At 51.7% G+C, this 23,843-nt stretch carries 18 protein-coding genes; 13 read left to right on the top strand and 5 right to left on the bottom strand.

Annotation, left to right across the window (positions count from 1 at the left end; all coding sequences use genetic code 11):
- Positions 1 to 181: 181 nt before the first annotated feature.
- Entirely contained in the window at positions 182 to 1,027 is an 846-nt protein-coding gene (gene araC, locus RHD99_RS03440) for an arabinose operon transcriptional regulator AraC (protein ID WP_183270874.1), read from the bottom strand.
- Between the two features lie 340 nt (positions 1,028 to 1,367).
- Here araC and araB point away from each other — a divergent pair, with 340 nt between their 5' ends.
- From araB to rluA, 6 genes are all read left to right on the top strand, one after another.
- Positions 1,368 to 3,041 (top strand): ribulokinase, encoded by a 1,674-nt coding sequence (araB, locus tag RHD99_RS03435; RefSeq protein WP_309877444.1) that lies wholly within the window; start codon positions 1,368 to 1,370, stop codon positions 3,039 to 3,041.
- A 10-nt stretch (positions 3,042 to 3,051) separates the two neighbouring features.
- Positions 3,052 to 4,554 carry an L-arabinose isomerase gene (gene araA / locus RHD99_RS03430; RefSeq protein WP_309877443.1) on the top strand — a complete coding sequence of 501 codons (1,503 nt, stop codon included), beginning with the start codon at positions 3,052 to 3,054 and terminating at the stop codon, positions 4,552 to 4,554.
- 302 nt (positions 4,555 to 4,856) lie between these two features.
- Positions 4,857 to 5,552 carry an L-ribulose-5-phosphate 4-epimerase gene (gene araD / locus RHD99_RS03425; protein WP_309877442.1) on the top strand — a complete coding sequence of 232 codons (696 nt, stop codon included), beginning with the start codon at positions 4,857 to 4,859 and terminating at the stop codon, positions 5,550 to 5,552.
- Positions 5,553 to 5,628: 76 nt separating this feature from the next.
- Positions 5,629 to 7,989 carry a DNA polymerase II gene (gene polB, locus RHD99_RS03420; RefSeq protein ID WP_309877441.1) on the top strand — a complete coding sequence of 787 codons (2,361 nt, stop codon included), beginning with the start codon at positions 5,629 to 5,631 and terminating at the stop codon, positions 7,987 to 7,989.
- 145 nt (positions 7,990 to 8,134) lie between these two features.
- Positions 8,135 to 11,041: an RNA polymerase-associated protein RapA gene (gene rapA, locus RHD99_RS03415; RefSeq protein ID WP_309877440.1), complete on the top strand. Its 2,907-nt coding sequence runs from the start codon at positions 8,135 to 8,137 to the stop codon at positions 11,039 to 11,041.
- On the top strand, positions 11,041 to 11,700 hold the full coding sequence (gene rluA / locus RHD99_RS03410; RefSeq protein WP_309877439.1) for a bifunctional tRNA pseudouridine(32) synthase/23S rRNA pseudouridine(746) synthase RluA: 660 nt from the start codon (positions 11,041 to 11,043) through the stop codon (positions 11,698 to 11,700). The genes rapA and rluA overlap by 1 nt, the downstream gene beginning before the upstream one ends.
- Positions 11,701 to 12,051: 351 nt before the next feature.
- Here the strand turns inward: rluA and djlA are convergent, their stop codons facing one another.
- Entirely contained in the window at positions 12,052 to 12,858 is an 807-nt protein-coding gene (djlA, locus tag RHD99_RS03405) for a co-chaperone DjlA (protein WP_309877438.1), read from the bottom strand.
- Positions 12,859 to 13,241: 383 nt separating this feature from the next.
- On the opposite strand from djlA, the gene lptD reads away from it, so the two are divergent.
- From lptD to apaH, 6 genes are read left to right on the top strand one after another with little or no spacing between them, the layout of a single operon-like run.
- A complete protein-coding gene (lptD, locus tag RHD99_RS03400; RefSeq protein WP_309879063.1) occupies positions 13,242 to 15,596 on the top strand; it encodes an LPS assembly protein LptD in 2,355 nt (784 codons plus the stop codon).
- Positions 15,597 to 15,652: 56 nt separating this feature from the next.
- Complete coding sequence (gene surA, locus RHD99_RS03395; protein ID WP_309877437.1) at positions 15,653 to 16,945, top strand: peptidylprolyl isomerase SurA; 1,293 nt, start codon at positions 15,653 to 15,655, stop codon at positions 16,943 to 16,945.
- Complete coding sequence (pdxA, locus tag RHD99_RS03390) at positions 16,938 to 17,927, top strand: 4-hydroxythreonine-4-phosphate dehydrogenase PdxA (protein WP_309877436.1); 990 nt, start codon at positions 16,938 to 16,940, stop codon at positions 17,925 to 17,927. The genes surA and pdxA overlap by 8 nt, the downstream gene beginning before the upstream one ends.
- A complete protein-coding gene (gene rsmA / locus RHD99_RS03385) occupies positions 17,924 to 18,748 on the top strand; it encodes a 16S rRNA (adenine(1518)-N(6)/adenine(1519)-N(6))-dimethyltransferase RsmA (protein WP_183270628.1) in 825 nt (274 codons plus the stop codon). The genes pdxA and rsmA overlap by 4 nt, the downstream gene beginning before the upstream one ends.
- A gap of 2 nt (positions 18,749 to 18,750) precedes the next feature.
- On the top strand, positions 18,751 to 19,128 hold the full coding sequence (gene apaG / locus RHD99_RS03380; RefSeq protein ID WP_183270629.1) for a Co2+/Mg2+ efflux facilitator ApaG/CorD: 378 nt from the start codon (positions 18,751 to 18,753) through the stop codon (positions 19,126 to 19,128).
- A 4-nt stretch (positions 19,129 to 19,132) separates the two neighbouring features.
- Positions 19,133 to 19,984 carry a bis(5'-nucleosyl)-tetraphosphatase (symmetrical) ApaH gene (gene apaH, locus RHD99_RS03375; protein ID WP_183270630.1) on the top strand — a complete coding sequence of 284 codons (852 nt, stop codon included), beginning with the start codon at positions 19,133 to 19,135 and terminating at the stop codon, positions 19,982 to 19,984.
- A 42-nt stretch (positions 19,985 to 20,026) separates the two neighbouring features.
- Here the strand turns inward: apaH and folA are convergent, their stop codons facing one another.
- Positions 20,027 to 20,506, bottom strand: coding sequence for a type 3 dihydrofolate reductase (gene folA / locus RHD99_RS03370; RefSeq protein ID WP_183270631.1), 480 nt, complete (start codon positions 20,504 to 20,506; stop codon positions 20,027 to 20,029).
- A 271-nt stretch (positions 20,507 to 20,777) separates the two neighbouring features.
- Here folA and RHD99_RS03365 point away from each other — a divergent pair, with 271 nt between their 5' ends.
- A complete protein-coding gene (locus RHD99_RS03365) occupies positions 20,778 to 21,392 on the top strand; it encodes a LysE family transporter (protein WP_183270632.1) in 615 nt (204 codons plus the stop codon).
- 53 nt (positions 21,393 to 21,445) lie between these two features.
- Here the strand turns inward: RHD99_RS03365 and kefC are convergent, their stop codons facing one another.
- Complete coding sequence (kefC, locus tag RHD99_RS03360; RefSeq protein WP_309877435.1) at positions 21,446 to 23,302, bottom strand: glutathione-regulated potassium-efflux system protein KefC; 1,857 nt, start codon at positions 23,300 to 23,302, stop codon at positions 21,446 to 21,448.
- Complete coding sequence (gene kefF / locus RHD99_RS03355; protein WP_183270634.1) at positions 23,295 to 23,825, bottom strand: glutathione-regulated potassium-efflux system oxidoreductase KefF; 531 nt, start codon at positions 23,823 to 23,825, stop codon at positions 23,295 to 23,297. The genes kefC and kefF overlap by 8 nt, the downstream gene beginning before the upstream one ends.
- Positions 23,826 to 23,843 lie beyond the last annotated feature (18 nt).

The raw sequence follows: 23,843 nt of genomic DNA, 5'->3' as shown, positions 1-23,843 counted from the left end.
AAGCCATCATTTGTATGAATCTGTAGGAACACACCCACAGAAAGATATTATTAATAGTAGACCCTAAATAATTCGAGTTGCATCGCGGCGGCAAGAGAACGCATCCCGATGAGCTTACATAAGTAAGTGATTCGGGTAAGTTCTCGCAGCCAACAAAGAGGCAGCTTGAAGTATGACGGGTCTATTCACAGCCTGCACGAAACTCGCTCGGACTGGCACCCGTGCATTTCTTAAAAACGCGCGAGAAATAGAGCTGATCTTCAAAACCGACATTGCGCCCGACGCTGGCAATCGGCATGCGGGTGGTGCTTAACAATAATTTGGCCTGCAGGATGCGCTGGTCTTCACGCCAACTCAAAACACTGACGCCAAGCTGCTGACGGAACAGATGTGAAAGGCGTGACGGCGACAGACAGACGTGCTGAGCGACGCTGGCAATATCAAAACGATGGTCGGCCAGATGGTCACTGATAAACTGACAGGCATCCCGTACACGGTTATCGAGCGGAGGATTGAGCGAAGCACTCAAAACTTCCATGCGTCGCAACAGCAACTGTTCTAACAAATTGATTGCCAGTAATTCCGCATAGCGCCCTTCCGCCTGCCCGGCGTCAATAATCTGACCAAACAGCTGAGAAAAACTGTGCTGATGCGCGTCATCCGGGCGGAAAAAACCGGTTTGCGCAAAGATGGGATCCCAGTTTAACCACTCCTGCCAGTAAGCCCGTGGGCGGAAGTAAACCCACTGGTGATACCACTCTTTGCTGGAAGGCTCCCGACCATAGTGATGCACTTCTCCAGGCGGAAACAGCAGAATGTCACCAGGTCGGCAGACGTAGTTTTTCCCCTGGTTATTGATAACGCCTTCACCCCGCACCGTTAAATTCAGGATGTAACCTTTCATTCCTAATGGCCTGTCGATGAAAAAATCCAACGGGCCTTCAGCTTCAATCGGCGTTAATCCTGCGACTAAATGGGCGTTAAAAGAGTACCCTGGCAACAAGGGGTCATTTTGCATTTCAGGCATCATCAAGCTCGCTTTTCAAAGGGGATAACAGAAACAATTTGTCCATATCCCTGCAGTTTCACACCCGCACTATGCTGCCTAAACAACAAACAGCCCGATTTATATCATAAAGCCGCAATTTAACTGGTCGCATGCTTTTCATCAGTCGATGACAGGTTTTGCGAAGATAACCAAAGTGTTTATAAAAGTAGCAGAAATGTCCACATCGATTATTTGCGGGGCGTCACACTTCTCAACGGCACAGCACATTTCTCCATAACTACAGCGAATACGACCTGACGGTTTTTCTGCATAAAAACTAATGTCATTTTCATAGATAACCAGGTCAGGGAGTTTAAAAATGTCGATCGCGCTGGGCCTCGATTTTGGTAGTGATTCTGTTCGTGCGCTGGCTGTAGATTGCGAAAATGGAGCAGAACTTGCGACTAGCGTGGAGTGGTATCCCCGCTGGCAGGAAAATCGCTACTGCGACGCTGCTAATAATCAATTTCGCCACCATCCCCGAGACTACATAGAGTCCATGGAACGGGCAGTGAAAACTGTTCTTGCTGAACTGACCGCTGAGCAACGTGCCCGCGTGTGTGGTATTGGCGTTGACAGCACCGGCTCCACCCCCGCCCCCATTGATGCTGAAGGTAATGTGTTGGCTCTGAAGCCAGAATTTACCGACAACCCCAATGCCATGTTTGTACTGTGGAAAGATCACACCGCGGTTGAAGAGGCTGAAGCGATTACCCGCTTATGCCACCAGCCGGGCAACAACGATTATTCCCGCTACATTGGCGGTATTTATTCCAGCGAATGGTTCTGGGCGAAAATTCTTCACGTCACCCGCGCCGACCCAAAAGTGGCGCAAGCTGCGGTGTCGTGGGTTGAGTTGTGCGACTGGGTTCCAGCTCTGCTTTCTGGTACCACACGCCCGCAAGATATTCGCCGTGGCCGCTGTAGCGCCGGGCATAAATCACTGTGGCATGAAAGCTGGGGTGGCCTGCCTCCGGCCAGCTTCTTTGATGAGTTAGATCCCGTCATTAACCAAAATCTGGCTTACCCGATGTTCACCGAAACCTGGACTGCGGATATTCCGGTAGGAACTCTTTCTGCCGAATGGTCCGAACGCCTGGGCCTGCCGCAAAGCGTGGTGATTTCCGGTGGGGCGTTTGATTGCCACATGGGGGCGGTTGGGGCTGGCGCACAACCCAATACGCTGGTGAAAGTCATCGGCACTTCTACCTGCGACATCTTAATCGCGGATAAACCGACCGTTGGCGAGCGTGCGGTGAAAGGGATTTGCGGGCAAGTTGACGGCAGCGTGGTGCCTGATTTCATTGGCCTTGAAGCCGGGCAATCTGCTTTTGGTGATATTTACGCCTGGTTTGGGCGCGTACTGGGATGGCCGCTGGAACAACTGGCGCAGCAACACCCTGAACTGCGCGAACAGATTAATGCCAGTAAAAAACAACTGCTCCCAGCGCTGACAGAAGCCTGGGCAAAAAACCCAACGCTGGAACATCTGCCCGTCGTGCTCGATTGGTTTAACGGTCGTCGCACGCCGAATGCCAATCAGCGGCTGAAAGGTGTGATTACCGATTTGAATCTGGCAACCGATGCGCCAGCGCTGTTCGGTGGCCTGATTGCCGCCACCGCCTTTGGTGCCCGCGCAATTATGGAGTGCTTTACCGAACAAGGTATTCCCGTCACCAACGTCATGGCGCTGGGCGGAATTGCGCGTAAATCGCCAGTGATCATGCAGGTGTGCTGTGACGTGCTTAACCGCCCATTGCAAATCGTCGCATCGGATCAGTGTTGCGCACTGGGTGCGGCCATTTTTGCCGCCGTAGCCGCAGGAAAACACGCCGATATTTCCCAGGCGCAGCTTGCGATGGCGAGCCAAATCGAAAACACCTTGCAACCGATTCCTCAACGCGCTGAGCGCTTTGAACAGCTTTATCAACGCTATCAGCAGTGGGCTGTCAGTGCGGAACAACACTATCTCCCTTCAGCCCTGACTCATTAAGGACAAGACAATGAACATTTTTGAACAATATGAAGTGTGGTTTGTAATTGGTAGCCAGCATCTCTACGGTGCGGAAACATTGCGTCAGGTTAATCAGCACGCCGAGCAGGTCGTCAATGCGCTGAACAAAGACGCCAAACTGCCGTGCAAACTGGTGCTGAAACCGCTGGGTACAACCCCTGACGAAATCACCGCTATTTGCCGTGATGCCAGTTACAGCGATAAATGCGCCGGTTTGGTCGTGTGGCTCCATACTTTCTCGCCTGCAAAAATGTGGATCAATGGCCTGAGCATTCTCACCAAGCCACTGCTGCAATTCCACACCCAGTTCAATGCGCAAATCCCGTGGGGCAGCATTGATATGGACTTTATGAACCTGAACCAGACCGCTCATGGCGGCCGTGAGTTCGGATTCATCGGCGCGCGTATGCGTCAGCAACACACCGTGGTGACAGGCCACTGGCAAGACCCGCAGGCGCATCAACGTATTGGTGCCTGGATGCGCCAGGCGGTATCAAAACAAGATACCCGTCAGCTTAAAGTGGTTCGGTTCGGCGACAACATGCGTGAAGTTGCAGTGACTGACGGCGATAAAGTCGCGGCGCAGATGAAGTTTGGTTTTGCCGTGAATACCTACGCTGTGGGCGACCTTGTTCAAGTGGTCAATGCCGTCAGCGACGGTGATGTGAACGCGCTGATCGACGAATATGAGAGCTGCTACCGCCTGACTGCGGCCGCACAGATTAACGGCGCGAAGCGTCAGAATGTGATTGATGCCGCGCGCATTGAACTGGGGATGAAACAGTTCCTCGAACAAGGTGGGTTTAGCGCATTTACCACTACATTTGAGGATCTGCACGGCCTGAAACAACTCCCGGGTCTTGCCGTACAACGCCTGATGCAGCAAGGCTACGGTTTTGCGGGCGAAGGCGACTGGAAAACTGCCGCACTGCTTCGCATCATGAAAGTGATGTCAACGGGCCTTGAGGGCGGCACCTCCTTTATGGAGGACTACACCTATCACTTCGAAAACGGCAACGATATGGTGCTCGGTTCCCATATGCTGGAAGTTTGCCCGTCGATCGCGACAGCTGAAAAACCGATTCTCGATGTGCAGCATTTGGGGATTGGCGGCAAAGACGATCCTGCACGTCTGATCTTCTCCACCCAAACCGGCCCTGCACTGAATGCCAGCCTTATCGATCTCGGCGATCGTTTCCGTTTGCTGGTGAACTGTGTTGATACCGTCGAAGCCCCACATCAGTTGCCAAAACTGCCCGTCGCGAATGCGCTATGGAAAGCGCAGCCGGATTTGCCTACTGCGTCTGAGGCATGGATTCTGGCCGGTGGCGCACACCACACGGTGTTTAGCCAGGCTCTGACACTTGATGATATGCGCCTGTTCAGTGAGTTACACGGCGTTGAGCTGACCGTCATTGATAACGACACTCGCTTGCCTGCGTTTAAAGATTCACTGCGCTGGAACGAGGTTTATTACGGTTTTAAACGCTAGTTATATTTCCCCTCACCCCGGCCCTCTCCCAAAGGAGAGGGGGAAAGCAAAATCTCGCTCGGTCAATTCCCTCTCCCTCAGGGTAAGGAAAAAACCGGGCAATTCCCTCACCCTCAGGGTAGGAGAAAACCGGGCAATTCCCTCTCCCTCAGGGTAGGAGAAAACCGGGCAATTCCCTCTCCCTCAGGGTAGGAGAAAACCGGGCAATTCCCTCTCCCTCAGGGTAGGAGAAAACCGGGCAATTCCCTCTCCCTCAGGGAGAGGGTTAGGGTGAGGGTGGACTTACAAGTTAAGGATCAAAAATGCTAGAAGATCTGAAACGTCAGGTGCTGGAAGCGAACCTCGCACTGCCCAAACATAATCTGGTAACCCTGACCTGGGGCAACGTCAGCGCCGTTGATCGTGAACACGGCGTATTGATCATCAAACCCTCTGGGGTCGATTACAGCATTATGACTGCCGAAGATATGGTGGTTGTGAGCCTTGAAACAGGCGAAGTGGTTGAAGGGGATAAAAAACCGTCATCAGATACCCCCACACACCGCTTGCTGTATCTTCAATTTCCGCATATCGGCGGCATTGTGCACACCCACTCACGCCATGCGACGATCTGGGCGCAGGCGGGGAAATCCATCCCGGCAACCGGAACCACTCACGCGGATTACTTCTACGGCTCCATTCCTTGCACCCGCAAAATGACCGATGAAGAGATCAATGGTGATTACGAATGGCAAACCGGTGAAGTTATCGTGAAAACATTTGCTGAGCGTGGGATCGACGCCGCACAAATGCCTGGCGTGCTGGTGCATTCACACGGCCCATTCGCCTGGGGAAAAGATCCGGTAGATGCCGTACACAATGCCATTGTGTTGGAAGAAGTCGCTTATATGGGCATATTCTGCCGCCAACTCGCACCTGAATTACCCGATATACAACAAACGCTGTTGGATAAACATTATTTGCGCAAACATGGCGCAAAGGCTTATTACGGGCAGTGAATACTGTATATAAAAGCAGTAACTCGCTACGAAGTGGTCTATAATCAGACCACTTTTACTTTTATGAGAATGCAGCGTGTCGCAAGCTCGACAGGGTTTTTTGCTAACGCGTCACTGGCGAGATACCCCACTCGGTACTGAAGTTGAGTTTTGGCTGGCAACGGACGATGGCCCAGTGAAGGTGCGTCTGCCACGCCAGGAATCCGTCGCATTCATTCCGCAGTCGCAACAGTCCGAAGCGGCACGCTTGCTCGCGAACGAAAGCCATTATCGGCTTACCCCATTGCCTCTCAAAGATTTCCATCGTCAACCAGTCTGCGGGCTTTACTGCCGCCAGCATCGCCAACTTATGCGTATTGAAAAGCTGTTGCGTGATGGCGGAGTCAGAGTTTACGAAGCCGATATTCGCCCGCCTGAACGTTTTTTGATGGAGCGCTTTATTACTGCTCCCGTCTGGTTTAGCGGTGAATCGCAAAACAACCTGATAGTTGAAACAAAGCTGAAACCCGCGCCGGATTACCGCCCACCGTTAAAATGGGTGTCGCTGGATATCGAAACCAATCGCCATGGCGAGCTATATTGCATCGGCCTTGAAGGCTGCGGGCAGCGCGTTGTCTACATGCTTGGCCCCGAAAATGGTGACGCCAGCGGGCTGGATTTTACGCTGGAATATGTCGCCAGCCGCCCACTACTTATCGAAAAACTCAACGAGTGGTTCACTCAACACGACCCTGATGTATTAATCGGTTGGAACGTGGTGCAGTTTGACTTACGCGTGCTGCAAAAAATGGCCGATCGTTATCAAGTCCCACTGCGTCTGGGGCGCGAGAATAATCTGCTGGAGTGGCGTGAACACGGCTTCAAACAAGGGGTGTTTTTCGCGCAGGCTGCGGGCCGCGTCATTATCGATGGCATCGAAGCTCTGCGATCTGCTTTCTGGAATTTCTCGTCATTCTCCCTGGAAACCGTTTCGCGGGAACTGCTCGGCGAAGGTAAAGCGATCGATAACCCGTGGCAACGGATGGACGAAATTGACCGGCGTTTCGCTGAAGATAAGCCCGCGCTGGCGACATACAATCTGAAAGACTGCGAACTGGTGACGCGGATTTTTCATAAAACTGAGCTAATGCCATTCCTGCTCGAGCGGGCAACAGTCAACGGTTTACCACTCGACCGGCACGGCGGATCTGTTGCCGCATTTGGCCACCTTTATATTCCGCGTATGCACCGTGCCGGTTATGTGGCACCCAATCTCGGGGAAGTGCCACCACAGGCCAGCCCCGGCGGTTACGTGATGGATTCACGTCCCGGCCTTTATGACTCGGTATTAGTGCTGGATTATAAAAGCCTTTATCCGTCGATTATCCGCACTTTTCTTATCGACCCCGTCGGCCTGGTAGAGGGAATGGCGCACCCGGAACCTGAACATTCAGTTGACGGTTTTCTTGGTGCGCATTTTTCCAGAACCCTAAATTGCCTGCCGGAAATCGTCGGGCAAATCTGGTCTGGTCGTGACGAGGCCAAACGCCACGGTAATAAGCCGTTATCTCAGGCGCTGAAAATCATCATGAACGCCTTTTATGGTGTATTAGGCACCAGCGCATGCCGTTTCTTTGATCCTCGCCTGGCCTCGTCAATAACCATGCGTGGGCATCAAATCATGTTGCAAACCAAAGCGCTAATTGAAGCTCAGGGTTATGACGTGATTTACGGTGATACCGATTCCACGTTTGTCTGGCTCAAAAAAGCGCATTCGGAAGAGGATGCTGCACGGATCGGGAAACAGTTAGTCGAGCACGTGAATGCGTGGTGGAAAGCGCATCTGCAAGAGACCCAAAAGCTGGACAGCAAGCTTGAGCTCGAGTTTGAATCTCATTTCTGCCGCTTCCTGATGCCGACGATTCGCGGCACCGTTGAAGGCTCGAAAAAGCGCTACGCCGGAATGATTCAGGAAAATGGGTCACAGCGCATGGTGTTTAAAGGGCTGGAAACCGTGCGTACGGACTGGACGCCGCTGGCGCAAGCCTTCCAACAAACACTTTATTTGCGCGTGTTTCGCAATGAGCCATACCAGGATTACATCCGTGAAACCATCGCCAGTTTGATGGCGGGTGAGCTAGATGAGCAATTGGTTTACCGTAAACGGCTGCGTCGTCCGTTAAGCGAGTATCAAAAAAATGTCCCACCGCATGTCCGCGCTGCACGTCTTGCTGATGAGCATAATCAACGACTTGGCCGTGCACCACAGTATCAAAACCGCGGCACTATCAAATATGTGATAACCACCAATGGCCCTGAACCGGTGGATTATCAGGAGTCGCCGCTGGACTACGATCACTATCTGACGCGTCAACTCCAGCCGGTGGCCGAAGGAATTTTACCTTTCCTTGAAGATGACTTTGCTACACTGATGACAGGGCAATTGGGGCTATTTTGACGGTGACGAATGCGTCGGCTTCCAGTACCATAGCGCCCTCCTGAAGTACCCTTAAATCTACTTTTTGACAACCGCCCCCCTTTTATGTGCGGTCGTTATGCTATTGCCTGCAAATCTTAGTAACTGATAATAGAGCCGAAATCTTATGCCTTTTACACTTGGTCAACGTTGGATCAGCGATACTGAAAGCGAACTGGGACTGGGAACTGTGGTCGCTTTAGACCCACGGATGGTTACCCTGCTCTACCCTGCCACCGGTGAAAATCGCCTGTATGCCAGAAATGACTCGCCTATCACCCGTGTGATGTTCAACCCAGGCGACACCATTACCAGCCATGAAGGCTGGCAGCTGAAAGTTGATGAAGTTAAAGAAGAAAACGGCTTACTTGCCTACATTGGAACGCGTCTGGACACAGAAGAAGCGGGTACGATGCTGCGCGAAGTTTTCCTCGACAGCAAACTGGTGTTCAGTAAGCCACAAGATCGTCTTTTCGCTGGGCAAATTGACAGGATGGACCGTTTCGCCCTGCGTTATCGTTCCCGCGTTTACCAAAGCGAACAGTATCGTCAGCCATGGAGCGGTCTGCGCGGCATGCGCACCAGCCTGATCCCACACCAGTTGAACATTGCCCACGATGTGGGTCGTCGCCATGCGCCACGCGTGTTATTGGCGGACGAAGTAGGTTTAGGTAAAACCATCGAAGCCGGGATGATCCTGCACCAGCAACTGCTGGCTGGTAGCGCTGAACGCGTGCTGATCGTGGTGCCGGAAACCCTGCAACACCAGTGGCTGGTTGAGATGCTTCGCCGCTTCAACCTGCGTTTTGCTCTGTTTGATGACGAGCGTTACGCCGAAGCCCAACACGACAGCGATAATCCATTCGAAACAGAACAATTGGTTATCTGTTCTCTGGATTTTGTGCGCCGCAGCAAGCAACGTCTTGAGCACCTGTGCGAAGCCGAATGGGATTTGCTGGTTGTCGATGAAGCCCACCATTTAGCGTGGAGCGAAAAGGCTCCAAGCCGCGAATATCAGGCAATCGAGCAGCTCGCTGAACATATTCCAGGTATCTTGCTGTTAACCGCAACGCCGGAACAGCTGGGTATGGAAAGCCACTTCGCGCGTCTGCGTTTGCTGGACCCAAGTCGCTTCCATGATTTCGAGCAATTTGTTGAAGAGCAGCAGCATTACCGCCCCGTAGCTGATGCCGTTGCATTACTGCTGGCTGGTAATCATCTGACTAACGATCAGCTCAACATGCTGAGTGAACTGATTGGCGAGCAGGATATCGAGCCGCTGCTGCAAACCGCGAACAGCAACCGTGAAGGGAGCGATGCAGCGCGTCAGGAACTGATTTCTATGCTGATGGACCGCCACGGTACCAGCCGTGTGTTGTTCCGTAATACGCGTAATGGCGTGAAAGGCTTCCCGAAACGCGAGCTGCATACCATTCGTTTGCCACTGCCGATGCAGTACCAAACTGCGATTAAAGTGTCGGGCATTATGGCGGCACGTAAATCCGTGGAAGAACGCGCACGCGATATGCTCTATCCAGAGCAGATTTATCAGGAATTTGAAGGTGATAGCGGCACGTGGTGGAACTTCGACCCGCGTGTGGAATGGCTGATGGGCTATCTGACCAGCCACCGCTCTCACAAGGTTCTGGTGATTTGTGCCAAAGCCGCCACCGCACTTCAGCTTGAGCAAGTGCTGCGTGAGCGTGAAGGCATTCGTGCCGCAGTGTTCCATGAAGGCATGTCCATTATTGAACGTGACCGTGCGGCAGCCTGGTTTGCCGAAGAAGACACCGGTGCGCAAGTGCTGCTGTGCTCCGAGATTGGTTCTGAAGGCCGTAACTTCCAGTTCGCCAGTAACCTGGTGATGTTCGATCTGCCGTTTAACCCGGATTTGCTGGAACAGCGTATTGGCCGTCTTGACCGTATCGGTCAGGCGCACGATATTCAGATCCATGTGCCTTTCCTTGAGAAAACCGCACAGTCCGTGCTGGTGAAATGGTTCCACGAAGGTCTGGACGCATTCGAGCACACCTGCCCGACCGGTCGCGCGATTTACGACAACGTTTATCCGCAACTGATTGAATATCTGGCTGCACCTGAAAATACGGATGGCTTCGATGCGCTTATCAAGCAGTGCCGTGAACAGCACGATGCGCTGAAGCTGCAACTGGAACAGGGTCGTGACCGCTTGCTGGAAATCCACTCCAATGGCGGTGAGAAATCTCAAGCGCTGGCTCAGGCTATTTCTGAGCAGGATAACGACACTAACCTGGTGAGCTTTGCCCTGAACTTGTTCGACATCGTCGGCATAAACCAGGACGATCGCGGTGACAATATGGTTGTGCTGACACCAGGCGATCATATGCTGGTGCCGGACTTCCCTGGCCTGCCGGAAGACGGTTGCACCATAACGTTTGAACGCGATGTGGCGCTGTCTCGCGAAGATGCACAGTTTGTGACCTGGGAACACCCGATCATCCGCAATGGTCTGGACCTGATTCTTTCAGGTGATACCGGTAGCTGTGCGTTGTCACTGTTGAAAAACAAAGCGCTGCCGGTGGGAACACTGTTGCTGGAATTGGTGTATGTCGTTGAGGCGAAAGCGCCGAAACAACTGCAACTTAACCGCTTCCTGCCACCGACGCCGGTTCGTATGTTGGTCGACAAAAACGGCACCAACCTCGCCGCACAGGTCGAGTTTGAAAGCTTCAACCGCCAGTTAAGCACGGTGAATCGTCATACCGGCAGCAAACTGGTAAATGCGGTGCAGCAGGACGTTCACGCTATTTTGCAATTGGCAGAAGAGAAAGTGGAAGCGGCTGCGCAAGTACTGATTAAAGCGGCTCGCGAAGAAGCAGATGAGAAATTGAGTGCAGAACTTTCCCGTCTGGAAGCGCTAAAAGCGGTCAACCCAAACATTCGTGATGATGAACTCGAAGCTATCGAAAGCAATCGTCAACAAGTGCTGGAAAGCCTCGCTCAGGCTAACTGGCGACTCGATGCGTTGCGTCTGATCGTGGTGACACACCAATAATGTTAATGGAACCCTATAATCCGCCGATGGATCCCTGGTTGAATATTCTCTACCAGGATCAGCATATTATGGTCGTCAACAAGCCTTCGGGCTTGTTGTCGGTGCCCGGGCGTCTTGATGAGCACAAAGACAGCGTGATGACGCGTATTCAGCGCGATTTTCCGCAGGCTGAATCCGTACATCGTCTGGATATGGCGACCAGTGGCGTGATTGCTGTTGCGCTGACCAAAGCGGCAGAACGCGAATTAAAGCGTCAATTCCGTGAACGTGAGCCGAAGAAGCAGTATGTGGCGCGAGTGTGGGGTCATCCAAAACCGGACACGGGCCTGGTGGATTTACCGCTGATTTGCGACTGGCCGAACAGGCCAAAGCAGATGGTTTGTCATGAAACCGGCAAAGCGGCGCAGACGGAATATGAAGTGCTGGAGTATGCCGCGGACAATACCGCGCGTGTGCTGCTAAAACCGATTACCGGGCGTTCGCATCAACTGCGCGTGCATATGCTGGCGTTGGGCCACCCGATTCTGGGGGACCGCTTCTATGCCACGCCTGAAGCGCTGGCAATGGCTCCGCGTTTGCAGCTCCATGCGGAGATGCTGACCATCACTCATCCTGAGTATGGAACGCCGATGACGTTTCGCGCACCGGCTGACTTCTGATTTTCCCCTCACCCCGGCCCTCTCCCGGAGGGCGAGGGGGAAAGTCGAGTGATTCCCTCTCCTGGGGGACGAGGGGGAAAGTCGAGTGATTCCCTCTCCTGGGGGACGAGGGGGAAAACCGAGTAATTCCCTCTCCTGGGGGACGAGGGGGAAAACCGAGTGATTCCCTCTCCCGGAGGGCGAGGGGGAAAACCGAGTGATTCCCTCTCCAGGGGGAGAGGGGGAAAACCGAGTAATTCCCTCTCCTGGGGGAGAGGGGGAAAACAGAGTAATTCCCTCTCCTGGGGGAGAGGGGGAAAACAGAGTAATTCCCTCTCCTGGGGGAGAGGGTTAGGGTGAGGGGCATTCGTGTTACTTAAATCCTTTGGCCGTCTTAATCAGATCGTACGCTTTCTGAATTTCCTGCGCCTTCTGTTTGGCCATCTCCATCATTTCTGGCGGTAAACCTTTGGCAACCAGTTTGTCAGGATGGTGTTCACTCATTAATTTGCGGTATGCGCGCTTAATGATCGTTGCATCATCGCTGCTCTTAACACCCAGGACATTACACGCATCTTCAAGCGTTGGCCCACGCTGTTGCTGGAATCCACCTTGCGATTGGCTGTAACCACCGCCGAATTGCTGGCCGCCTTCCATCATGCGTAAAAACTGATCGAACTGCATACGTGAAATGCCGAGCTCTTCAGCGATAACGTACAGGACTTCTCGTTCGTTAGGATGCAGAGAACCGTCAGCAAATGCCGCCTGAATTTGAATTTCAAGAAACATCCGAATAAGGTCAAATCGCCCAAAACATACGCTGCGTAACTGACGCATTTTCTCACGCAGCGGGTAGCCATTTTCTTTACCCACCCGGAACGCATGCTGTGCGGCACTACGTGCATCACCATGTAATTGCATACGATCCATTAATAATGATGCAATTTGGATATCCGCTTCTGTGACGCGCCCCTTTGACTTCGTCAGGTGACCCATCACTTCAAATGTGGTGCTAAAAAACAATGATTGACGCTGCTGTTGGTTAGAAAACCAGGACTGACGGCGGCTGCGCATCTTGTCAATGGCATGGCCAATCAGCAACCCTATCACTACACCCCAGAAGCCACCGCCCATAATAAGTGCTATTGCGACACCGAGTACTTTTCCCCAATACTGCATATACTCCCCAAATCGTCATGTCGTCGGCTAGAATTTGCTTTATCATACCCGTCATTGATAGCAGTGCCTAACGGCAGACTATTGAACGGGCAGGATTAACACTAGCGCTGTAGTGATGAGTAAGTTAGTCTCTGACCGTTTGCCGACGCTATACCCTATAGCATTCAATATGAAGCAAAGCGGCAAGTGACAAAATATCCCGTCATTTAGTTAACCCAATGACAGGAACCACAAATCTGTTCGGAACAGATTTGAACGCTGCTTAGAGCGGCCCCGAAAGGGTGAGGCTCACGATGAGTCAAATAACTCAGTGCCGCCAACGCCTCTACATCTCGAATGATGATGGGTATAAGCCATTGATGACGGAACAACGAATAACACGTATGAAAAAACGTATTCCCACCTTGCTGGCCACCTTGATTGGCGCAGCGCTGTATAGTCAACAAGGCATGGCGGCTGATCTCGCGTCGCAATGTATGCTTGGCGTCCCAAGTTACAACCGTCCGTTGGTTGAAGGGGACACCAACAACCTGCCTGTCACTATAAATGCCGATCACGCAAAAGGAAATTATCCTGACGATGCGGTGTTTAGTGGCAATGTAGACGTACAGCAAGGCAATAGCCGCCTGCAATCTGACGAAGTTCTACTGCACCAGAAACAAGTTGAAGGTCAACCTGATCCTATTCGCACCGTCGATGCTGTTGGCAACGTACATTACGACGATAATCAGGTCATTCTTAAAGGGCCAAAAGCCTGGTCAAACCTGAACACCAAAGATACTAACGTCTGGGAAGGCGACTACCAGATGGTCGATCGCCAGGGCCGCGGTACTGCCGACCTGATGAAACAGCGTGGAAATAACCGCTATACCATTCTGGAAAATGGCACCTTTACGTCCTGCTTACCGGGTTCGAACACCTGGAGCGTAGTAGGCAGTGAAGTGATTCAGGACCGCGAAGAAGAGGTCGCGGAAATCTGGAACGCCCGCTTTAAGGTGGGTCCGGTTCCGGTGTTTTACAGCCCCTATTTACAGCTGCCGATCGGTGACAAACGCCGTTCCGGTTTCCTGATCCCAAATGCGAAATACAGTAGCAATAGCGGTCTTGAGTTCACGCTGCCGTATTACTGGAACATCGCACCAAACTTTGATGCCACGATTACTCCGCACTATATGGAAGAGCGTGGCATGCAGTGGCAAAACGAATTCCGTTATCTGACCAAAGCGGGTTCAGGCATCATCGAATTCGATTACCTGCTTTCAGATAAAGAATATAAAGACGATACGGCCAAAAACCCGGAAGGGGATGAGCGCCGCTGGTTATTCTACTGGAACCACAGTGGGGTGATGGATCAGGTGTGGCGTTTCAACATTGACTACACCAAAGTCAGCGATCCTAATTACTTTAACGACTTTAGTTCGCAATACGGCTCCAGTACCGATGGCTACGCAACACAGAAATTTAGTGCCGGTTATGCTGACACAAACTTCGACGCCACGCTTTCGGCCAAACAGTTCCAGGTCTTTGATTCACAGAGAGGGAATAATTCCTACAGCGCATTGCCGCAGTTGGATATGAATTTCTATCAAAATGATGTAGGACCCTTTGATACGCGTATTTATGGCCAGGCCGTTCATTTTACTAACGTCAATGACAGCCAGCCCGAAGCGACCCGTCTTCATATTGAGCCAGTCATTAGCCTGCCATTATCAAACGGTTGGGCGAGTCTGAATACTGAAGCTAAACTGATGGCGACGCATTACCAACAGAGCAATCTGGATGCATACAACAATGCGAATCCTAATAATCAGTTGGATGAATCGGTAAACCGTGTTCTGCCGCAGTTCAAAATGGACGGTAAGCTGATTTTTGACCGCGCGATGGACTCAGCCGCAGGTTGGGAACAAACGTTGGAGCCGCGCGTACAATATCTGTATGTGCCGTATCGCGATCAGAGCAATATCAATAACTACGACTCCGCTTTACTGCAATCAGATTACAGTGGCTTATTCCGCGACCGTTCTTATGGTGGTCTTGACCGTATCGCATCAGCCAATCAGTTGACGACAGGTGTGACAACTCGTATTTATGACGAGGCTGCCGTTGAACGTTTTAACGTTTCTGTGGGTCAAATCTACTACTTCACTGAATCGCGGACTGGCGATGACAATATTCAGTGGGAAAAAGATAAGAAAACCGGGTCAATGGTATGGGCTGGTGATACCTATTGGCGTATGACTGACCGTTGGGGTTTACGTGGTGGTGTACAGTACGATGCGCGTCTGAATAACGTCGCAACCGGCAGCGGTGCTGTTGAATATCGTCGTGACATCGACCGTTTGATGCAATTCAACTACCGTTACGCAAGCCCTGAATACATTCGCGCAACGGTACCAGGGATTGATACCAACGCTTCACAGTATAAAGACGGCATCTCGCAAGTTGGGATGACGGCAAGTTGGCCGATCGTTGACCGCTGGTCTGTCGTCGGGGCTTATTACTACGACACTAATGCGCAACAAACTGCTGATTCTATGCTGGCGGTGCAGTACAACTCTTGCTGTTATGCGATTCGTGTGGGTTACGAGCGTAAAATTAATGGCTGGGAAAACAACGAAAGCAAATACGACAACGCAATTAGCTTTAACATCGAGTTACGTGGCCTGAGCTCCAACTACGGCCTGGGCACACAGCAGATGCTGCGTTCGAACATTCTGCCGTATCAAAGCTCGATGTAATTCGCTTTGACTAGAAAACGTAATCCGCTTCGCGGCTAAGTAAAAATGGAAAAAGTATGAAGAATTGGAGAACGCTGCTTCTCGGTATCGTCCTGGTGACGAATACCTCTTTCGCGGCCCCACAAGTGGTCGACAAAGTTGCAGCCGTAGTGAATAACGGTGTAGTACTGGAAAGTGACGTTGATGGCATGATGCAATCAGTGAAGACGGGTGCCCAACAAGCCGGGCAGCAGCTTCCTGACGACAACACGCTGCGCCATCAAATTATTGAACGTCTGATCATGGATCAAATCATCCTGCAGATGGGTCAAAAAATGGGCGTCAAAGTGACCGATGAGCAGGTTGATAAAGCCATTGCTGATATCGCGGCACAAAACAAAATGAGCATGGACCAGATGCGTAGCCGTCTGGCCTATGATGGCGTCAATTACAATACTTACCGTGCTCAGATCCGCAAAGAGATGACGATTTCGGAAGTTCGTAATAACGAAGTACGTCGTCGCGTAACGATTCTGCCGCAAGAAGTCGACGCTCTCGCGCAGCAAGTGGGTAGCCAAAACGACAGCAGCACCGAGCTCAACTTAAGCCACATCCTGATTCCATTGCCAGAAAACCCAACATCGGCTCAGGTAGATGATGCGGAAAAGCAAGCGCGTGATATTGCTTCACAAGCACAAAGCGGTGCTGATTTCGGCAAACTGGCTATCACCTACTCTGCTGACCAACAAGCCCTGAAAGGCGGTCAAATGGGTTGGGGACGCATTCAGGAATTACCGTCCATTTTCGCTCAGGCATTAAGCACGGCGAAAAAAGGTGATGTGATCGGGCCGATTCGTTCAGGTGTGGGTTTCCACATTCTGAAAGTGAACGACCTGCGTGGTCAAAGCCAGAGCATTTCTGTGAACGAAGTTCACGCTCGCCATATTTTGCTGAAATCCTCGCCAATTATGAGCGACGATCAAGCGCGTGCTAAGTTGAACGCAATTGCGGCTGATATTAAGAGCGGCAAAACAACCTTCGCTGAGGCGGCAAAATCGTTCTCTGAAGACCCAGGTTCTGCTAACCAGGGTGGCGATTTAGGTTGGGCATCTACCGACATTTATGATCCCGCTTTCCGTGATGCGCTGTCAAAAATGCAAAAAGGTCAGATTAGTGCACCTGTTCACTCTTCATTTGGTTGGCACCTGATTGAACTGATGGACACTCGCAAGGTTGATAAGACCGATGTCGCTCAGAAAGATCGTGCTTATCGCATGCTGTTCAACCGTAAGTTCTCTGAAGAAGCACAAACCTGGATGCAGGAACAGCGTGCATCTGCTTACGTGAAAATTTTAGGTAGCAATGGTTAATTTCCATCGTGTGGTCATCACTCCCGGCGAACCCGCCGGGATTGGCCCCGACCTGGTCATCGCACTGGCAAGCCGCGAATGGCCTGTTGAACTGGTCGTCGTGGCTTCGCCTGAACTTCTCAAGGAACGTGCTGCCCTCCTCGGCCTTCCTCTCAAGCTTCGAACTTACCAGCCCGATATCCCTGCAAGCCCGCAACCTGCTGGCACACTGACGGTTGTCCCCATCGAATTACGCGCTCCAGTCGTTCCGGGGCAGTTGGATGTGAGAAACGGTGAGTATGTGGTTGAAACACTGGCTCGAGCTTGTGATGGGTGTATTAGCGGTGAATTTGCCGCACTCATCACGGGGCCCGTTCACAAGGGCATAATCAACGATGCGGGTATTCCGTTTATCGGTCATACCGAGTTTTTCGAAGAACGCTCGCACAGTGAAAAAGTCGTGATGATGCTGGCAACCGAAGAGTTACGGGTTGCTTTAGCCACCACACATCTGCCGCTAAAAGCCATTTCTGATGCGATAACGCCAGATTTATTACGCCAGATAATCACCATCCTGTATCATGACCTGCAAACCAAGTTTGGTATTGCGCAGCCGCATGTGCTGGTTTGTGGCCTCAACCCCCATGCCGGGGAAGGCGGCCACATGGGCACCGAAGAAATTGATACCATCATTCCAGTACTGAATGAAATGCGTGGTCTGGGAATGAAACTTTCTGGCCCGCTACCGGCAGATACGCTGTTTCAACCAAAGTATCTTGATAACGCCGATGCAGTACTGGCGATGTACCACGATCAAGGCTTACCGGTACTGAAATACCAGGGCTTTGGCCGGGCGGTAAATATCACGCTAGGCTTACCTTTTATCCGCACTTCAGTTGACCACGGAACCGCGCTAGAACTCGCCGGTCAGGGGAAAGCTGAGGTCGGCAGTTTTATTACGGCGCTTAATCTCGCCATCAAAATGATTACTAATACTCAATGAATACTCGTGTCCACCAGGGCCATTTAGCCCGTAAACGTTTTGGACAAAACTTCCTTAATGACCAGTTCGTTATCGACAGTATTGTCTCTGCAATTAATCCACAAAAAGGCCAGGCAATGGTTGAAATCGGCCCCGGCCTCGGCGCATTAACCGAGCCTGTGGGTGAACGCCTGGATGAAATGACCGTTATCGAGCTGGACCGCGATCTTGCAGCCCGTTTGCAAACGCATCCTTTCCTGGCACCCAAACTGACAATTTATCAGCAAGATGCCATGACCATGGATTTTGGAGAGCTGTCGCAAAAAATCGGTCAGCCGTTGCGCGTATTTGGCAATCTGCCGTATAACATCTCCACGCCATTGATGTTCCATCTCTTTAGCTATACTGATGCCATTGCTGATATGCACTTTATGCTGCAAAAAGAGGTGGTAAACCGTTTAGTTGCTGGCCCAAACAGTAAAGCGTATGGTCGTTTATCTGTCATGGCGCAGTATTATTGCAATGTCATCCCAGTGCTTGAAGTGCCACCAACGGCTTTCACACCGGCACCAAAAGTGGACTCTGCCGTTGTTCGTCTGGTTCCACATGCAACAATACCGCACCCCGTGAACGAACTGCGTGTTTTAAGCCGCATCACCACGGAAGCCTTTAATAAACGTCGCAAAACGATTCGTAATAGCCTTGGCCATCTCTTTAGCGTTGAAGTGATGACGGAGCTGGGAATCGACCCAACCCTGCGTGCTGAGAACATCTCAGTCGCACAGTATTGCCAACTGGCAAACTATTTGGCTGAGCATCCGCAGCAGCCGAAGGAGAGTTAACGATGTTAAATTCGCCCCGCGTATGCATTCAGGTACAAAGCGTCTATATCGAATCCCAGTCCTCTCCTGAGCACGAGCGTTTCGTCTTTGCTTATACCGTTACCATTCGTAACCTGGGGCGAACACCGGTGCAATTGCTTGGCCGCTATTGGCTTATCACCAATGGCAACGGCCATGAAACTGAAGTTCAGGGCGAAGGCGTGATTGGCGTCCAGCCGCATATTGAACCGGGCAACGAATACAGCTATACAAGCGGTGCTGTTCTTGAAACACCGCTTGGCACCATGCAAGGCCATTACGAAATGGTTGACTCTCAGGGCGACGCTTTCCGCGTTGCTATTCCCGTGTTCCGTCTGGCTATTCCAGCCTTCATTCACTAATACAATGTCTACATACCTGATTGGCGATGTTCACGGCTGTTACGATGAACTGGTCGCCCTACTACAACAGGTTGATTTTAAGCCTGGCGAAGATATTTTATGGCTTACGGGTGATCTCGTCGCTCGTGGGCCAGCTTCACTCGAAGTCCTGCGTTTTGTGCGCGGGCTTGGCGATAGCGTGCGTCTCGTGCTCGGCAACCACGACCTGCATCTGCTAGCGGTTTATGCAGGCATCAGCCGCAATAAACCCAAAGATCGCGTATCCCAATTACTTGAAGCGCCCGATGCAGACGAACTGCTTAACTGGTTACGTCGCCAGCCTCTGCTTCAGGTAGATGAAGATAAAAAGATTGTGATGGCTCACGCCGGGGTAACCCCACAGTGGGATCTCAATACCGCGATGGCCTGTGCGCGTGATGTTGAAGCGGTGTTATCCAGCGACAGCTACCCGTTATTCCTCGATGCAATGTATGGCGATATGCCGAATAACTGGTCGCCCGAACTTTCAGGGTTAGCACGCCTGCGGTTTATTACCAATTCATTGACCCGTATGCGTTATTGCTTCCCGAACGGGCAACTGGATATGTACTGCAAAGATTCGCCAGAAAGCGCTCCCGCTCCGTTGAAACCGTGGTTTGCGATCCCAGGGCCGGTAACCGATGAGTATTCGGTTATCTTCGGGCATTGGGCTTCACTGGAAGGCAAAGGTACGCCTGAAGGGATTTACGGGTTAGATACTGGCTGCTGCTGGGGCGGAGACTTAACCTGTCTGCGCTGGGAAGATAAAATGGTTTTCGTTCAGCCATCGAATCGACAGCAAGATGTCGGCGGCGGTGAAACAGCCATTGCTTCATAAAAAAAGCCCGGTGATAAATCAAACCGGGCTTTTTGCTTTTACTTAACGACGCTCCAGCACTTCGAAACAGTAACTGTGTGAGTTACTTTCATCTGCGTCGTGGAATTCACTGAAAGTAGACTGCCACTCATCCGGTTCGTAATCCGGGAAGTGCGTGTCGCCTTCCACTTCTGCGTCGATGTGCGTCAGATACAGACGCTGTGCTTTTGGCAGGAACTGTTCGTAAACACGTCCGCCACCAATCACCATAATCTCTTCTGCGTCGCCACAAGCCTTAATGGCATCCTCTACAGACGATACCCACTGAACGCGGTCATCGGCGCCAGGATTGCTGCTAATGACAATATTCTTGCGTCCAGGCAGCGGTCGACCGATAGATTCCCAGGTCAAACGCCCCATAACCACAGGTTTATTCAGTGTATTACGTTTAAACCAGGCCAGATCGGCAGGCAAGTCCCAGGGCATGGCGTTTTCCATGCCAATTACACGATCTACCGCTAATGCAGCAATCAGACTGATCATTCTATTAACCCAAGGATGGTGAAAAATTTGCCGCCACTATACGGAAAGCATATTCTTTCGTCGACTGTCCGCACGCCTGTCTGTAAGAATTTTTTTGTTCTGCGACTGTAAACCCGTAACGTATTGCTTCCTGATAGAGCAGGAACAATGAGTTAGCGTAAAAGTGCCAGAAGTAACGTAAAAAATTCTTAACTACGCTTCGCCACTGACTATGAGTCAATGTAATAGCTGCGGTATAGTTCACCTTTATCCCTCTTTGCCGGACAATCCCATGCTGGAAACCACACTTTTTGTCGCCACCATTGCCACTCTGGGGATGCTTTCTCCTGGCCCCGATTTCTTTCTGGTAATTAAAAATGCAGCCCGTTACCCGCGCGCGGCGGCGATGATGACTTCCATTGGGGTCATTAGCGGAGTTGCGACCCATATGGCGTATTGTGTGGCAGGCCTGGCCGTTCTTATCACCACGACGCCCTGGTTATTCGGTTTGCTGAAATACGCTGGTGCAGCGTATTTGATCTGGATTGGCATCCACGCTTTGCTTGCTCGCGGCAGCAGTAAAATGGATGTCAGTAATGTTGAACGCCAGCAAACCACGCTCAAAAAAGCCTTCTTGCAGGGTTATTTATGCAATCTGCTGAATCCAAAGGCGACACTGTTCTTCCTTTCGGTATTCACCCAGGTGTTAAGCGTAAATTCCGGCACCATGGAAAAACTCTGGTACGCAGGAGTGATTCTGGCGTTGTCCGTCGTCTGGTGGCCGCTTTTGGTAGTGCTGATTCAGAGCGAACCGGTTCGCCGCGGCCTGACTAAAGCACAGAAGATTGTCGATAAGTTGCTGGGTGGGATGCTGATAGCGCTAGGAATTAAAGTGGCTTTAAGCTGATTGTCACTCAATCAGGCAGAAATAAAAAAGCTCCCGACTTGGGAGCTTTTTTGTTACTCAGGTTTCACAGGTGGCTCATCCGCCAATTTCCCTGAATGAACACCCTCTTCCGTTCCTTGCCAGCCATGGCGCTGAATCACATTGAGATGTGCACGATCTTCGTTAATCACATCAGTAAGCATGGCGCTGGTGCGTTTGAGAACATCAGCACGTGCTGACCAGTCTGGAGCGGGCACCATCTCTTCCACCATTTGCATATTGAACCGGCGGAAATGGTCAGCTCGTTCTCGTGCCTCGTAGCTCCCCACGCCCAGCCCTTCGAGCGCTCTGCGCCCCACTTTCAACGCCCCTTCAAATGTCTCACGCTCAGGTTGATCGACCCCAAGCTGGCGCAACCGAATAAAGTGGTCGAGATCGCGTGCGCGGGCAATCACTTTCAGATGCGGGAAATGCTCCTGCACCAATTCGGCTAACTGCATATTGGCATCAGGATCGTCGATGGCGTTGATCAGCACTTCGGCTTTTGCCGCACCCGCAGATTCCAGTAAATCCACGCGGGTCGCATCGCCATAAAACACCTTGGTACCAAATTTTCGCAGCGTTTCGATATGGTCTGGATCGTGATCGAGAACCACCATTTTCACTCCGCTGGTCAGCAGCAAGCGCCCGGCTATTTGCCCAAAACGCCCGAAACCAGCAACAATCACGCGCGGTTGTTCTTCATCGATTTCATCGGCTTCACGCGCCTGTTCTTTGCCAGATTTTTCCAGACGATTGAGCAACACCAGCAGCAGTGGCGTTGCCGCCATAGAGAGTGCGACGGCTAGCGTAAGCGATTTTGCCCAACTGTCGTCCAACACATCTGCCATTCTCGCTGTACCAAAAATGACGAAGGCAAACTCACTTCCCTGCCCCAGCAAAACGGCAAACCAGCGACGCTGTTTACGCGGTACGTTAAGGGTTTTTGCCACGGTCCAAAGCGTAATAGTTTTAATCGCCAGGAAACCGAACAGCAGCACGATAATCCTCAGCGGATTATCCAACAGCGTACCAAAATCTATCGACATCCCCACGCCGATGAAAAACAGCCCCAGCAGCAATCCTTTGAAGGGTTCGATATCGCTTTCCAGCGCATGGCGATACTCAGAACTTGCCAGTAAAACCCCCGCGAGAAACGCGCCCATCGCCATTGAAAGCCCAGCTTCCTCAAGCAATAAACCAAAGCCGAATACCATAAACAACGCCATGGCACTGAAAACTTCCCGCAGGCCAGAACGTGCCACAAACCGCAGTAATGGGCGCGTAACATAGCGGCCTAACAACACGACTATCGCCAGAGCCCCCACCACTTTAAGAGCAGAAATTGAAAATGCGGCAAAGGTCGTGGTTGTGCCACTGCTGGCTAATAAGGGGATCATGGCGACCAGCGGAATGGCGGCGATATCCTGAAAGAGCAGTACTGCAAATGCACTGCGCCCCATTTGCGAAACAGTCAGGTTGCGCTCGTTCATCGCCTGCATCGCGATGGCGGTGGAGGAAAGTGCCAGCGTCAGGCCGATTAAGACCGCCACTTGCCAGCGTAATCCTAAGAACATGCAGAACAAACCGAGCAGTAATCCACACGCCACCATTTGCAGCATACCGCCGCCAAATACCGACACACGCAGGGTCCATAAGCGCTGCGGGTCCAGCTCCAGACCGATGACGAATAGCATCAACACCACGCCTATCTCCGCAAAGTGCAGAATAGTTTCGGCGTCAGTCACCAGCCGCAAACCCCACGGCCCGATAATACAGCCCGCGATAAGGTAGCCGAGTACCGACCCCAACCCAAGACGCACCGCAATCGGCACAATGATTGCTGCGGAGCCGAGATAAATCAGCGCCTGAATCATGCTGTGGCTATCCATGATTCGCCTCCTTCCAGTCGAGCAAGCGTTGCTTGTACATTTCGGCTTGAACCTCGAGGGTGTTTTCGTCGCAAACAAAGGTGTAATGGATGGTGAAATGCGGCAGCCAGTTCATACCGCAATACAACGCGGTGGCTTGTAATGGTTGGCCGAGTACATCAAAGCCAGGATGGTCGCCGAGTTCGAAGTGGTTATCACCGCCACCGGTCGTGACAGCCCACATCACGTTTTTTCCGTGTAATGCCGTACCACCGTGACCATACGCCCAGCCGTGAGAAAGCACTTTATCGATCCACAGTTTCATCAATGGCGGCGTGCTGTACCACTGCATCGGATGTTGCCAGATAACCAGATCGGCGCGGCTTAATGCTTCCTGTTCAGCAGCAATATCAATATTGAAATCGGGATATAAAGCATAAAGAGAACGCACTTCCACATCTGGCAAAAGTGAGGCCTGCTCTATCATTTTTCGGTTTGCATGGGAGTGATGCGGGTAAGGGTGTGCATAAATAATCAAAATCATAGGGTTGGTTGTCCGTAT

It is taken from the genome of Buttiauxella selenatireducens (assembly GCF_031432975.1).
GTDB lineage: Bacteria > Pseudomonadota > Gammaproteobacteria > Enterobacterales > Enterobacteriaceae > Buttiauxella > Buttiauxella selenatireducens.
The sequence above is the reverse complement of the archived record's forward strand: the minus strand, read 5'-3'. Positions and strand labels throughout refer to the sequence as shown.